Here is a 12987-nt window from a genome sequence, read left to right as displayed (position 1 = left end):
GAGAAAGAGCTGATTGGCCAGCAGTGGGCCAAAGCGTCAGCGGGCAAGGCGGTGTTCGTCATGGCGACGATGGAACGCGGTGATCCCAAGGAGGTGCGGGAGCAGGTGATGGACGCCTTGGGCGATCATAAGCTGGGGTGACGCCAACCCTACCCCCGCTCGAAGAATCCCGGATGGGGCGTGTTCAGGCCGAAGCGGATCGCACCGTCGCCGTGCCGGGCGTTGATCTGATCGAGCGCGCGCGACACCTGCTCGCCACGGGTCAGCTCGGCCGGGGCGAGGGGCAGCAGCAGATCCCCGCGCCGGTCCAGCAGCAAGCCCACATCCCCAAGATGGACGCTGATGCTGATGACCGCGCCCGGTCGTGCGGTGCGCCAGAGGCGCACCCACAGGGCGCGGTGAAGCCGCAGGAAAATCGCGGTATCCTGTGTCGGAAAGCAGCTGACGTTCCGGGACCAGACCCCGCCGGCCATGAAACTGACCGACAGGCTGAAGCGTCCGGCCACGCGACCTTCGCGGCGCAGTCGCGCCGTCGCCTTTTCGACCAGCCAGCGGCCGACCAGATAGGCGCGGCGCGGATCGCGATATTCGGGCGACAGAACCTTGCTGTTGCCGAATCCGCCGCGCTCGGTGGCGACCAGGGGGATCTCCATGCCCTGAAGCATCCGCACGAACCGTTCGCCTTCGACGGATCTCCAGATCAGCCGGGCGTGCCGCGGATCGAGCGCAAAGAGGCCGGGAACATCGAAGACGCGGGCGCGAAAGAGCCGCGCCTTGATGGCGGTGGAAATACCCGGCAGATCGTCCAGGGACAGGTGGGCGATGGCCTCGGGCATGTTTTCCGGCCCAAGCCATTGGCATCCGTCCGGCTTCTCCAGCTTGCCGGCGATCTTGGCGAGAAGATGGTTTGGCCCGATCCCGGCCGAGAAGCGCAGGCAGTCGCCGACCTCGGCGGCGACGGCGGTCTTCAGGCGCGCGACCAGATCGACGGCGCCGGCAAGGGTCCGGGCCTCGCCGGACAGGGCCAGCTGGAACTCATCGACGCTGCGGATATGGGTCAGTTCGGCATGGCGGTCCAGAACATCGGCGACGGCCAGGTTGAAGCGGACATAGAGGCGATGGCGCGAGGGGCGCAGGATGATGCCGGGGCAAAGGCGCCGCGCATCCCGGACATGGGTGCCGGTTCTGACACCATGGGCTTTGGCCTCGTAGGACGCGGCGACGCAGGCGCCGCTGTCCGAATCGACGGCGGTGATCGCCACCGGCCTGCCGCGCAGCGCGGGATCGAGCTGCTGCTCCACGCTCGCGAAGAAGCTGTTCATATCGAGATAGAGGACGCGGAAGGAGGACATGACACCAGATGTCGCGGATGGGCAGGGCGCCCCTTATGTTCTATGTTTGTTCTCCTACAGCAAGGGGGCAAAATGGACAGGTCCGGTCAGCTTCGCAATGTCGCCTTCGGCGGCGCCTGGTCGGAACAGATCGCCGGGCGGGAGGCCCAGGCCGCCGCGATCGCGACGCTCGACGCCGCGGCCGCCGGCGCGGCGCGGCGTGATCCGCTGTCGCGCGAGGTCATGGCCGCGGTCGATGTGCTGTGCGAACGTCACCCGAAAGGGCGCATGTTGCGGGACGCCTGGATCGTGGCCAGCCGGTTTGAGCCGGCACCGCGCCGGATCACGGAGCTGGCCCGCATTTCCGCGCAGATCGCGGCGGCGTATGGTGGGATGCAGGGCTGAGAACCGCGGGGGCGAGCGTGTGCAATCTTTATGCGAACACAACGTCACAGGCGACGATGCGCGAGATATTCGAGGTGATGGGCGAGCACGATCATCTCGGCAACTATCGGGGCCAGACAGCCATCTGGCCGAAATACGAGGCCCCCGTTGTCCGCCTTGGCACAGACGGCGGGCGCGAGCTGGTCGAGATGCATTGGGGATTCCTGACGCCACAGGTGAGCAAGAAGACCGGCAAGCCGATCCAGCCCGCGGCCTGGAACAATGCCCGTGACGACAAGCTGCGATCGTCGGGGCTATGGAAGGACAGTTTTCTCAATCGGCGTTGCCTGATTCCGGGCTCGGCATTCCGCGAGGCCAAGGGCAGGAACCCGGCGACGGACTACTGGTTCGCGATCACGGGCAGGGACGCGCGGCCGCCCTTTGCCTTCGCCGGCCTCTGGCGCGCGGGGCAGCCAGGCATCGACGGTGACGCCGGCGATTGGCTGACGCATACAATGGTCACGACAACGGCCAACGATCTGGTCAAGCCAGTGCATCCGACACGGATGCCGGTGATCCTGGACGAACAGGACTATGACACCTGGCTTACCGGCAGCGCCGAGGATGCTGCGCGTCTCTTGCGACCGTTTCCTTGTGATCGGATGCGGATCGTCTGCGAGGGCATTGGGATCACGGCGGATGACGTGGCCGTAGGCGATCTGTAAGCGGTGGACTCTGCGCCGAACGGCGGTCGCCACCTGTCTGGGAGCGAACCGCGCATCGACTCCATCGGCCGACGCAAGGTCCGGCCCATAGCTGCCGTTCATCGGGCTTGCCATCGCCGCGTCGCACCTCCCCAATGCGGTCACTCGCATTATCATACAGCACGACCAAGTACGGGAAGGACCGCAACGCGGACAAAGCGGAGGTAGCTAATGAATAATTATCAGCAGATGTATCTAGAGTACGGTCAACGCTTGTTGAAACTGAGACGAGAATCAGACGACCTTATCGATCGCATAGGGGGGTCTTACGACAGACAATTTGGTCGCCGAGTAGTCGAAGAGGGACTCCATGTTGACCCTGTCACTGGAAAGAAAGCTGATCGACCAACGCGAATGGCTTGTATGTGGGCAGCCGAGGATATCGATCGCTTCAAAATTTATATTGCGCGCTATCCCAACGTTAAAAAGGTCAGAGGACTCTATGACCGATTTAATCAAGAGGAGAGAGGGGAGGATTTGGACCCCTGCGTGTACATCTACAGAATGAAGAGCCCTCTCTCCGGACAGATACTTGAGCCAAAAATGTGTAAGATCGGCTACGCGAAGGCGGGAGCCGCCGAGAGGGTCTCGTCTCAATCTAAAAAGGCCGCAGTCGGATATATTCCAAATATAGAAATCACGATTAAGTGCGACAATCCGGAGCGCTTAGAGAAACTATTGCACAGGGCTTTCGAGGACAAACAAATCAAAGTTGCTGGCCGTGAGTGGTTCAACGTTCTTCCTGACGACATCGAAGCAGCACTAGAGAAGTTTGAAAGCGATGGCATACTGTGGCGCAGAGGTGGATGGGTGCATTTCGGAAAGCGGGCAACAAAGAAAAAAAAAGAATGGAGCGCAGAAAAGACTGCAGCCTATGTTCTTTACAAGAAAATTCTTCCGCGATGGTATCCACTCGCTAGCGATGACCCCTCGTCTATTCGCATGATAGCGGAGGACAGTGGACTTGGTGAAGATGCGGTAAGGGCCGGACTAGCTTGGTTGATAGAGCATAAGTACTTGTACAGATGGGAGGGCGGGCAGCTTACGCCATCCGAGAAATTCCAGAAAGAGTGGTACAGGAAGCAAGCCGAACTGACACCGGACGATATCTGACGCAAGCGGGATAATGCCAGGGGTAACGACCGACCCGCGAGGATTGGTCGCTACTTATCGACGATAGTTGCCGTCAATCGTTGGAGCCATCGACGGCCTCCGTGCTTCGTCTCACCTTCCGGGATGCTCAGTTGGTGCAGAGGAAGGTATTTTGTAGTGAGGTGAAGGTCAAGGAGGCGGCAGTAAGATGGCAATCTTTCGGGTGACCCTCAAGCTTCTTCCAGACTACATCAACTAGCGTAAGCGCTGTCTGGCGATCACCTTCTGCTGAGGGGTGAGATTTGCAACTTGGCTTCTGCGGGATTGCAGGAGGTGAGTTTCTCCATGGATGATACGAGAGAGTTTCTCCCCGGGTTTGGAGGGGAGATATCGGCATCGGGTCGACGGCGGTGGCCGGATGAGGTGAAGGCCCGGATTGTGGCGGAGACGCTGTTGCCGGGCGCGAGTGTGAACAGCGTTGCCCGGCATTACGATCTGCGGCCGAACCATCTGTCGACATGGCGGCGTCTGGCGAAGGATGGTCGGCTGGTCCTTCCGGCGCTGCGGGAGGAGGCGGAGTTTGCGCCGCTGGTGCTGTGCGATGCGGCGGCGGGATCACCACCTGATCTGCCGGACCCGCAGGGCGGTCAGATCGAGATTGTCACGGGGTCGGTGACAATCCGGCTGGACGGTGCGACGCCTGCCGGGCGGATTGTCGGGATTGTGCGCGCGCTTGAGGACGGTTCGTGATTTTTCCGTCCAACCGGGTTCGCATTCTGGTGGCGACACGACCTGTCGATTTCCGCAAGGGACACGATGGTCTGGCCGCTCTGGTTCAGTCGGTTCTGCGCAAGGATCCGTTCACTGGTACGGTCTTCGTCTTCCGGTCCAGGCGTGCTGACCGGCTGAAGCTTTTGTATTGGGACGGCAGCGGATTGGTGCTGGCCTACAAGCGGCTGGAGGGCACGACCTTCACCTGGCCCGCGATCCGGGACGGGATGTTGGCGCTGAACCATGCGCAGTTCGAGGCGCTGTTCGCCGGTCTGGACTGGCGCCGGGTGAAGGCGCTGGAGAGCCGCCCGCCGGCTGCGGCAGAATGACTCGGGGTGCCGAATATTGCGGTTCCGGCATTGAAACCGATGTATGATTCCGGCCATGGATGCCGCCACCAGAACCCTCGATCTGTCCGTCCTGCCGCCGGAATACCGCGTGGCCTTCGAGGCGCAGGCAACCCGCGTTGCGGAACTGGAAACGATCAATCGCCGCCTCGAACATCTGGTCGCCGAGCTGAACCATGTGGTGCATGGCCGAAAGTCCGAGAAGCTGGACGAGGACGACCGGCAGCTGGCCTTCGAGGATCTGGAAATCGCCGTCGCCGAGACCCGCGAACGCAAGCAGGCACAGGCTCCCGGTGAGGACAGGCCTGCGCGCAAGAACGTGGCACAGCGCAATCGCGGCAACCTTCCCGAGGGGCTGGAGCGCATCGAACGGGTGATCGAGCCCGACAGCCTGGAATGCCCCTGCGGGTGCGGGCTGATGCATAAGATCGGCGAGGATCGCAGCGAACGGCTGGACATCGTACCCGCACAGCTTCGCGTCATCGTGACGATCCGTCCGAAATATGCCTGCCGCGCCTGCACCGACGGGGTCACACAAGCCCCCGCACCGCCCTGGCTGGTCGAGGGCGGGCTGCCCACCGAGGGCGCTATCGCGCAGGTGCTGGTCAGCAAATACGCGGACCATCTTCCCTTATACCGGCAGTCGCAGATCCTCGCCCGTTCCGGTATCGACATTCATCGTTCGACCCTGGCTGACTGGGTCGGCGTGGCAGCGTTCCATCTGGCCCCCGTCGTCGACCGGCTGGCCGAGCATCTGAAGACCTCCACGAAGCTGTTCATGGACGAAACCACTGCCCCGGTCCTTGATCCCGGACGCGGGCGTACGAAGACCGGCTATCTTTGGGCGCTGGCGCGCGACGACCGGGCCTGGGGTGGCGACGATCCGCCCGGCGTGGTCTATTTTTACGCCCCCGGGCGGCATGGCGAACATGCGGAAAACTTCCTGACCGGCTTTGACGGCATCCTGCAGGTCGATGGCTATCAGGGCTATAACCGCCTGACGCGCCCGACACGAAAGGGCGGCAGCCCGATCACCGTGGCGCATTGCTGGGCGCATGCCCGCCGCAAGCTCAGGGAGGTCTTCGACCGCGACGGGTCCGAAATCGCCGCCGAGGGTCTGCGCCGCATCGCCGAGATTTACGCCATCGAGAAGGACATCCGCGGCACATCCCCCGGACAGCGGCTCTCGGCCCGGCAGGCCCGCTCCGCGCCGCTGGTCGCAGCCTTCGGGACATGGCTGCAGGTGCAGCGCCTGCGGGTCTCGGCAAAGTCACGCCTCGGCGAAAAACTGGCCTATATCAACGCGCATTGGCAGGGCCTGCAGACATTCCTGAGCGATGGCCGCGTCGAGATCGACAGCAACAATGTCGAAAACCTCGTCCGCCCGATTGCCCTCAATCGCAAGAATGCATTATTCGCCGGCCACGACGAGGGCGGCAAAGCCTGGGGACGCATCGCTTCGCTGATCGAGACCTGCAAGATCAATGGCGTCGAGCCCTTCGCTTGGCTCAAGGCAACCCTGACCGCTATCGCAAATGGCCATCCTCAGAGCCGCATTGACGACCTGTTGCCGTGGAACTTCAAACCGTCAAGATGAGGCCGCTGTGCCAGTCAGACACCGCTTACCAACTAGCTGTCCTGCCTTCACTCCATTTGGAAGACAGAAACTTGCACGGTTGGGCTCTCTTCCGCCATTATATCGGTCAAAGCATTTCAACTCGATGGGCGAAACATCACCGGCAAGATCGGCCCAGAGCTGCCGCTCGCAGGCCGTCCGGAACGCGGCGGCGCGTCCCGCCATAGCGGTCATTGGCATTGAACTCTGAGCTGCCTTTAATTCCGACGAACACCACTTTCCTCAGATCCACAGGGCTCCTAGGCTGTTTCGGCGAACTCAGCCTGAACTGTCGCCCTTTCTCGTTTCATCTTTAATGACCTTCTTGATCTTTGAACTGTCGAGGTTCAGAGATACCTTTTTCAGAACAGATTCAGCTATTTCGAGCAATTTGAGACGGTGATCTTTCTTTGCGTGGGCCCAATACACCTGCTTGAGCAGATACTCAGAAATACAAATACGCAGCAAAGATATTTGCGGAAGCTTTTTGGTTGTTTTATTCAGAAGATCTTCACCATAGCCCAGCTCCAGATCAGACAACCAGATCGCTCTAATCAGCTCTGGGAACGGCTCGTTGATTTCAACTGCCACTAGGCTCTTGCCAAGAATGGGGTTCTTAGCATGGTCGCCGAGACTGCCCATAACCTTTCTAAAAGGGTCCGACACACAAAGGAACTTCATCATGTCAACGTAGTCAGAAATCGTTGATTTCAGCTTTTCTCGCTTAGTGTCGCTCGGATACTTGACCATCATCTCGTCTAGAAATTCGTCGGACGTCAGATCTTCCTTCATAGACCCAAAGTCAATTCTATTATTGAATTCAGTCCATTGATCGATCAGCCTCGAAGCGCTCTTCGTCACCAAAACAATTAGCCGTCGTTTTGTCCCAGCATCAAGATGCTCAGCACCATATCCTACAAGCAGAGTCCCGACCATGGTGCTAAAAGACAAGTCAGAGAGTCGATCCACTGCAGCTTCAAACTCCTCCCGATCAGAAATGCTGTCTGCCGGACTTTCGCTATCTTCGTCTGTCTCGAATGCGGCGACGCTGGACTTACTCGCTCTTTCCGAAACGCGTTCAGTTATGTCCACGAGCCGCTGTTTCTCGACGGTTGTGTTCTTGTCGTCGACAATGTCGCGAGCAGCTCTTTCGATCCGATTTTGTAGAGCGCCCAACTTGTCCATGGCAATGAGGTTTGATGGGTCTATTCGGTCCGAAAGCAGAATATGTGATTCTTCTAGATCGTCGCCAATTTTATCTTGCAGCAATCTTGAAACTGCCGAAATAACTTGCTCACAAGGTTGAATCTCGCAGTAAAGATCAAAGGTCGCCAGATCGAAGTTATAGTCTGTGAGATTAAAATACTGAACTGCGATCTCTGGCTTAGATGCCAACTCCTGTGCCAGCAGGAAGCTTTCAATAAACGGAATTGCAACTCGAACTCGATCGTGGTCGAAAAACAATATTCCTGCCTTAGTAAACTCCTCAATGAACGTTATTGGCTTTATGTCAAAGTCGTAATGCGCAGCAAACTCAGCGGTGTATTCTACCAGCGCAGCTTCATTGAACGTCCTCTTATTGACGTTCAATTCGACGACAAGTTGACGAAGGAACCTACTTCTAGTGGTTCGACTTAGCGCAATTTTGGCCTGATCGCCCGCCACAAGAAACGTCAGAAAGCCATCTACACCGAGTTGCATCAGTTCGGTTCGACGATTGGCTTGTATAAGTGCCGACAGCGTCTCCTTTGGAATGCCTGCGAAGTATGCCGGATGCGCATTCAAATGGAACTTTCTAAAAGTGTCCCTAAGACGCTTTGCAACTACTTCTGACTCTGACCCATTCATTTCGAAGTTGCGCTGTACGAAGTAGGCCATTTGCGAGAAGGACACTTCGCATAGCCGATACGCCGAAGCTGAAACTGCGCTAGCAAACTCGCTTTGCAGAAAGAAATTAGCTTCAGTTCGATCTGTGAAGATGAATTTAGCATTCTTATGCTGCTGGACCTGATCCAGAATAAATTTTGTCCGTGTTTTTGAGGACAACGGAAGGCCATCAAATATTATGACGACCTGACGGTTTTCCTGGTCACCCACGAATACATCCGGCGCAGCCACTTCTATCGAGTAGTGCGGCGGCTTGATGTCATCGCCATTGACCACAATCGGCAAGAGCTGGACATTGTCAATCTCGCTTCGGATCAAGTGGTCTGCTATGACCCAAGGAACACTTTTATCTGGATAGTTTTTATCGAGCGCGATGTAGATATGGTTTTCAGTTCGCAAGCACTCGACTATGTCATGAATCGGTTCGGACCTGCGCCCACTGCCTTCTTTGGGTTGTTCCGCCACTATGGACGGGAGAGGCATTTGATACCCCTTAGGATGAAGTCTGTATTCCGGAGATATCTCACGGAGCCTTTCATCAATAAAGGTAAATCCGCCGAGAACAAGCTCCTCCAAAGACTTTGTCACCGACAAGGTCTCGGTGGCCTTCTCCATTTTTTGCGTCGTTTCCTGTGAGGATTTAAGCCTCTCTAAAAACTTGTTGTTCCCTAACTGGAACTTCAGGAAGCTTGCGGCATTCTCCGCCGCCAACACCCTGACCAAGTCTTGCGTTCCGGCCTCCAGCTTAGCTTTGTTTGGATCAGCGTAGTCAGATATGCCCCTTATGATGAGTGTATTGACGCCCTTCCTTGATGTTATGTTGAAAACGCCACCAGATTCAGTCTCGATGGCGAGCACTTTGCGGTCTATTTGCTTAAGTTTTTCGTTGTAGTTATTTCCCGCGCTAACGACGCCGCACGCGATGGTACCGCTCAAAGAATTTGGCAATGGCTCTTGTGGATTCTGGCCTTTTTTATCTTGTATCTCCTCAATTCCAAGTTCGCGTGCTCTTGCTAAACGGCTTTGCTGCCATTCTTTGTACCCTATTCGCGAAACTGGATCGCGGCGAACAAAATCGAGGGCTAGTGAAAGCGCCTTGTCGGTTCGGTATGTGAATGGTGAAAGCTCTAAGTTGATTGCTCCTTCACCGCCGTCTGTAGTTTTGGCGTTATCATTTACATCCAAAACGTTTCCTGAATAGCAAACATCTCCAAGCTTCAGGTCCTTTGAGAGGCCGCCAGCGATACCTAGGCAAATGAACAGATCGCAGGTGAATTCGTTCAACGCTTCTGTAGCTGAGTTGGAGGCCGATGACCTGCCCATTTCATCCTGAACGACCACAAGCATCGTCACCTCGGTGCCCGTCTGCACTGTGCATCGGTATTGTGCGTCGTTTGAATAATCTTCTTTGTGTTCAAAGATACTCAAAAATGCATTTAGTTCTTCTTCAAGTGGAATGTTAACAATGATGTCAAAATGTATTTTTTCGCTCAATGGTACACGCCTCCGATCAGTCCACAAGGTATAGATGAACCTTGTTCTAGGGTCAGTAGAAAAATGTGTACTTGAGCGCCGGCTTCTTGAGTTCAAACGTTGCGTAACTTGACGTCCCCAGCGACGGTCTGCTGAATGGCACCTTTCTCCTTCTCGCCGAAGTCAGTTGCGCGGCGCAGCGAACGGCCGCTCTCCGCCCTTCTGTAGATGCCGCTCGCAGGCGCAGCGTGGATTGAGCGCACCGGCCGCCCGTACGCCACGGGTCAGCTCGACCGGTGCGAGGGGCGCACCTGCTTCTATTAGCCATCTACGCTTCGCGGCATCTGTGCCTTTGCTTTATAGACAGTGCCGCGCGAAATCCCCATCTCGAGAGCAATTTTCGTCGGAGAAATGCCTGCACTAAGTTTAGCCTGCACCTTTCCCATGTCGATCTTGGGCGGACGGCCACGGTAGACCCCTTTTCGTTTCGCGGCCTTGATACCTTCAGCCTGCCGCTCCCGTCGTAGATTGGTCTCGAACTCAGCAAAGACACCAAGCATGTCGAAGAACGCCTTGCCCGCTGCGGTTGACGTATCTACGGGCTGTTCGGTGGCTGCCAAATGGGCCCCCTTCGCCTTCAACCTGGCAACGATAGTCTGAAGATCCTGCATCGACCGCGCCAGCCGGTCGATCCGTGTGACCACCAGGGTTTCGCCTGGATGGATGAAGTCGAGTATCGTCCTTAACTCTGGGCGGCCTTCCAGCGTGGTCCCGCTGCGCTGTTCTTGGCGCACCATCCCACATCCGGCAGCCGTCAGAGCCTCGATTTGGGCATCAAGGTTCTGATCGACGGTCGATGTTCGGGCGTAGCCGATTCTAGGGCTCGGTTTGTTCATTTTGGGTATGACCTTGGCGAAATGTGTTCAATATACATAAACAGACCCAAAATGAACAGTCATTCCGCTGTAGGCGGTGTTCATGAAGAACGTCCATAATGGGTGTACCCAAATGGGACACAGTTCAAGATGGATGAGCACCGCTGCTCCGCCGACGCCCAGCCATAGCTCAGCCGCGGTCTATCATCGGTAATTCCGGCATCTCGAATTCGCCCACCGACCAGATCCAAGCAGGGTAGGCACCTTCGGCCGCGATCTCACGCAGATCCGCCTCAGCCTCCGGCGCAAGGTGGTGGGGTGGCACATAAAGCGCCGTGGGAGGTGTCGTATCGGTGAGTAGGACGCTCGCGACCGGCGCATCGGCCCGCAGATTGTAGCGGAGACATTTTACGAAGTTCCGGTCTGCCAGCGCTTTCACCAGGGTGATCTCGCGCTCGTCGTCAAAGGGAATCCAATCCGCCGTAACCGGCATCACCGCGATCTCACGGATCTCGGCGTAGTTGCCGCGCATACTGAAGGTTGCGATCGCCATCAAATGCGCGCCGTCAATGGCCTCGACCATTCTCGCCTTAGTTGTGGTCAGTTTGTCAAATCTTCGGCACAGGTCGTCATCCATAAAGAACGCCATATCCGGAAGGTGCTTGAAGCGCAGCCGGCGACCATATTGCGAAGGCTCCTGCGACTTGATCTCCGCGACCAGCAATCCGAGCGGAACCGGCTTGCCCTTCGCGGGCTGAAGATGGTGAAGGAACCTGTCCCGGTCTCTCGCCAGTGCCTCTTTGCGGTCGGGATGAAACTGCGGTGGCACCAGCAGGATCGAGGACAGCGGACCGGCCTTCGAGCTGGTGCGTTCGGCGACGGCGGTGAGTTCGCGATACACCAGCCACCAGCCACGCTTGCCCGCCCATGACGGCCGCCACTTGGTGAGTTCGGCGGTATCCCAGAGATAGTGCAGCATACCAAGCAGACCGAGCTTGTTGGGCGTGGCGGTTGCCGAGGTCGCGGCGGCCACCTTGCTGTCGGTCGGCGTCACCGCACGACCCGATCTCATCGAAAGCGGGAAATCGAGTTTCAGGACCGTCGCGCCTTCATGATCGCTGACGATGGCCTTTCCGTTGAGCTGTCCAAGCCCCGACAGCTCGGGCGGCGGATCGAAAGTGGGGCAGGAAGGGTCGTGCAGATGCCCGGTTCCGGGCATCCGCTTGAGCAGGAGATCGTCCCCGAACCGGGCGACATACATTTCCGGCTCGGCCGCAGTGCAGAGGCAGCGCGGCCGGACCTTTTTCTCATGTGCGGCAGCAAGAAGCCCGGACAGATCTGGCGCGTCACCGGCAAACTCCCGACCCGTCAGGCGGTAGCGGGAAACGCTCATGTTGACTACACGCCCCCGGCAAGGTCGAGGATCTTGCGCCAGCGAAGCCAAACCCAAAAACCGACATAGGCTGCGGCGATCAGGACCGGGACCGTGGCGTTCATGCCGATCAGGGCCACGAACTGAAGCGGCACAATCGAGATCAGAATATGCAGTGGTGCCACCTGGCCGACAGCCTGTCTGAACGCCTCTTTGGAGGTGATGCCGCTATACCTGGCCCGCTGGTCCGCTTCCGTCGGGCGCGGCCGCGCCGCTCGTTCACGGGCATCAAGGAGTTGTGCCATTTCCTGACGCGCGGCCTTGTCGCTTCCGAACAGATCACGGCCCTCATCCAGAAGCCGGGCGGCCGCATCTTCCCATGCCGTCGCCTCCATATCCGCGGCTTCGAGTTCCGCCTGGTGTTCACGCGCGCGATCGGCATTGCGCGCCACCGCTGCGTCTTCCGCGCGCTGACGGGCAACGAATGCAGCCACCTGGCTGCTACTGGCAGGTCTGATCTGAATGGGCTGGGTCATGGCTCGATCTCCTTTACATTCACTCTATCACAGGCGAGTCTCTTTAAGAACAATAAGTGAACGCCGATTGGTGTATTGACCTGGACCATGTGGCCTTGAAAGCTCGCATCATATCGTCGCTGAGCCTCGCGGCAGTCGCGTGTTATGCGCTCGACCCTGCCGAGCGGTTTCCCGAGTACGTTCCGTGGCTGGTCCCTATCCTGGCGCCTCAGACGATCGCAGGTCCGGTCACACATGTGCGCGACGGCGACACCATCGAGGTCCGAGGTCAGGCCATCCGCTTCGGCTCTCTCGACTGCGCCGAACTGGGCACCGCCGACGGGCGGAGCGCAAAAGCCGTCATGCAGCAACTGGTCAGGGGTCAGTCCCTCTCCTGTCACGTGACTGGCAGGCGCAGCTATGACCGATGGATCGGGAGCTGCATGTTGCCGGATGGCACGGATCTTGCCGGCATCATGATCGCGCAGAACATATGCCGCCGCTATTGGTAAGATGCTGGAATCGGCAGCGAGACGTCGAGGATCGAGCGCCGGACCGGCA

The 12987-nt window shown here is 58.1% G+C and carries 12 protein-coding genes; 7 read left to right on the top strand and 5 right to left on the bottom strand.

All coding sequences use genetic code 11. The annotated features are described in order from the left end of the window. Nucleotides 1–149 precede the first annotated feature (149 nt). Complete coding sequence (locus KNW02_RS13700; RefSeq protein WP_216033846.1) at nt 150–1352, bottom strand: DNA polymerase Y family protein; 1203 nt, start codon at nt 1350–1352, stop codon at nt 150–152. Nucleotides 1353–1424: 72 nt separating this feature from the next. Here KNW02_RS13700 and KNW02_RS13695 point away from each other — a divergent pair, with 72 nt between their 5' ends. The 6 genes from KNW02_RS13695 (at nt 1425) to tnpC (ending at nt 6286) form a co-directional block, all read left to right on the top strand. After that, nucleotides 1425–1736, top strand: a complete 312-nt coding sequence (locus KNW02_RS13695; RefSeq protein ID WP_216033845.1) for a hypothetical protein — start codon at nt 1425–1427, stop codon at nt 1734–1736. 17 nt (nt 1737–1753) lie between these two features. After that, on the top strand, nt 1754–2440 hold the full coding sequence (locus KNW02_RS13690; protein ID WP_216033844.1) for an SOS response-associated peptidase: 687 nt from the start codon (nt 1754–1756) through the stop codon (nt 2438–2440). A gap of 402 nt (nt 2441–2842) precedes the next feature. After that, the gene (locus tag KNW02_RS13685) at nt 2843–3592 is read left to right on the top strand and encodes a GIY-YIG nuclease family protein (protein WP_216033843.1); all 750 of its coding nucleotides are present in this window, start codon (nt 2843–2845) and stop codon (nt 3590–3592) included. A 324-nt stretch (nt 3593–3916) separates the two neighbouring features. Beyond that, complete coding sequence (gene tnpA / locus KNW02_RS13680; RefSeq protein ID WP_216033842.1) at nt 3917–4321, top strand: IS66-like element accessory protein TnpA; 405 nt, start codon at nt 3917–3919, stop codon at nt 4319–4321. Beyond that, nucleotides 4318–4671 carry an IS66 family insertion sequence element accessory protein TnpB gene (gene tnpB / locus KNW02_RS13675; RefSeq protein WP_216033841.1) on the top strand — a complete coding sequence of 118 codons (354 nt, stop codon included), beginning with the start codon at nt 4318–4320 and terminating at the stop codon, nt 4669–4671. Before tnpA ends, tnpB begins: the two co-directional genes overlap by 4 nt. 55 nt (nt 4672–4726) lie before the next feature. Further along, entirely contained in the window at nt 4727–6286 is a 1560-nt protein-coding gene (tnpC, locus tag KNW02_RS13670) for an IS66 family transposase (protein ID WP_216033840.1), read from the top strand. A 297-nt stretch (nt 6287–6583) separates the two neighbouring features. Here tnpC and KNW02_RS13665 read toward each other — a convergent pair whose 3' ends face one another. The 4 genes from KNW02_RS13665 to KNW02_RS13650 all read right to left on the bottom strand — a co-directional run bounded on the left by KNW02_RS13665 (nt 6584) and on the right by KNW02_RS13650 (nt 12447). Next, nucleotides 6584–9685: a phosphorylase family protein gene (locus KNW02_RS13665; RefSeq protein WP_216033839.1), complete on the bottom strand. Its 3102-nt coding sequence runs from the start codon at nt 9683–9685 to the stop codon at nt 6584–6586. A gap of 299 nt (nt 9686–9984) precedes the next feature. Beyond that, nucleotides 9985–10560: a recombinase family protein gene (locus tag KNW02_RS13660; RefSeq protein WP_216033838.1), complete on the bottom strand. Its 576-nt coding sequence runs from the start codon at nt 10558–10560 to the stop codon at nt 9985–9987. A gap of 169 nt (nt 10561–10729) precedes the next feature. Further along, complete coding sequence (locus KNW02_RS13655) at nt 10730–11932, bottom strand: DUF1173 family protein (protein WP_216033837.1); 1203 nt, start codon at nt 11930–11932, stop codon at nt 10730–10732. Nucleotides 11933–11937: 5 nt separating this feature from the next. Then, nucleotides 11938–12447: a hypothetical protein gene (locus KNW02_RS13650; protein ID WP_216033836.1), complete on the bottom strand. Its 510-nt coding sequence runs from the start codon at nt 12445–12447 to the stop codon at nt 11938–11940. 56 nt (nt 12448–12503) lie between these two features. Here KNW02_RS13650 and KNW02_RS13645 point away from each other — a divergent pair, with 56 nt between their 5' ends. Further along, the gene (locus KNW02_RS13645) at nt 12504–12938 is read left to right on the top strand and encodes a thermonuclease family protein (protein WP_216033835.1); all 435 of its coding nucleotides are present in this window, start codon (nt 12504–12506) and stop codon (nt 12936–12938) included. Nucleotides 12939–12987: the final 49 nt, after the last annotated feature.

Origin of the sequence: Paracoccus marinaquae (assembly GCF_018860165.1) — a bacterium.
Classification (GTDB): Bacteria; Pseudomonadota; Alphaproteobacteria; order Rhodobacterales; family Rhodobacteraceae; genus Paracoccus; species Paracoccus marinaquae.
This window is presented reverse-complemented; position numbering and strand designations above follow the sequence as displayed.

Bases quoted from the DNA above. Each gene is read 5' to 3' on its own strand.
- KNW02_RS13700 (WP_216033846.1), bottom strand. From the start codon at position 1,352: ATGTCCTCCTTCCGCGTCCTCTATCTCGATATGAACAGCTTCTTCGCG.
- KNW02_RS13695 (WP_216033845.1), top strand. From the start codon at position 1,425: ATGGACAGGTCCGGTCAGCTTCGCAATGTCGCCTTCGGCGGCGCCTGG.
- KNW02_RS13685 (WP_216033843.1), top strand. From the start codon at position 2,843: ATGTGGGCAGCCGAGGATATCGATCGCTTCAAAATTTATATTGCGCGC.
- tnpA (WP_216033842.1), top strand. From the start codon at position 3,917: ATGGATGATACGAGAGAGTTTCTCCCCGGGTTTGGAGGGGAGATATCG.
- tnpC (WP_216033840.1), top strand. From the start codon at position 4,727: ATGGATGCCGCCACCAGAACCCTCGATCTGTCCGTCCTGCCGCCGGAA.
- KNW02_RS13660 (WP_216033838.1), bottom strand. From the start codon at position 10,560: ATGAACAAACCGAGCCCTAGAATCGGCTACGCCCGAACATCGACCGTC.
- KNW02_RS13655 (WP_216033837.1), bottom strand. From the start codon at position 11,932: ATGAGCGTTTCCCGCTACCGCCTGACGGGTCGGGAGTTTGCCGGTGAC.
- KNW02_RS13650 (WP_216033836.1), bottom strand. From the start codon at position 12,447: ATGACCCAGCCCATTCAGATCAGACCTGCCAGTAGCAGCCAGGTGGCT.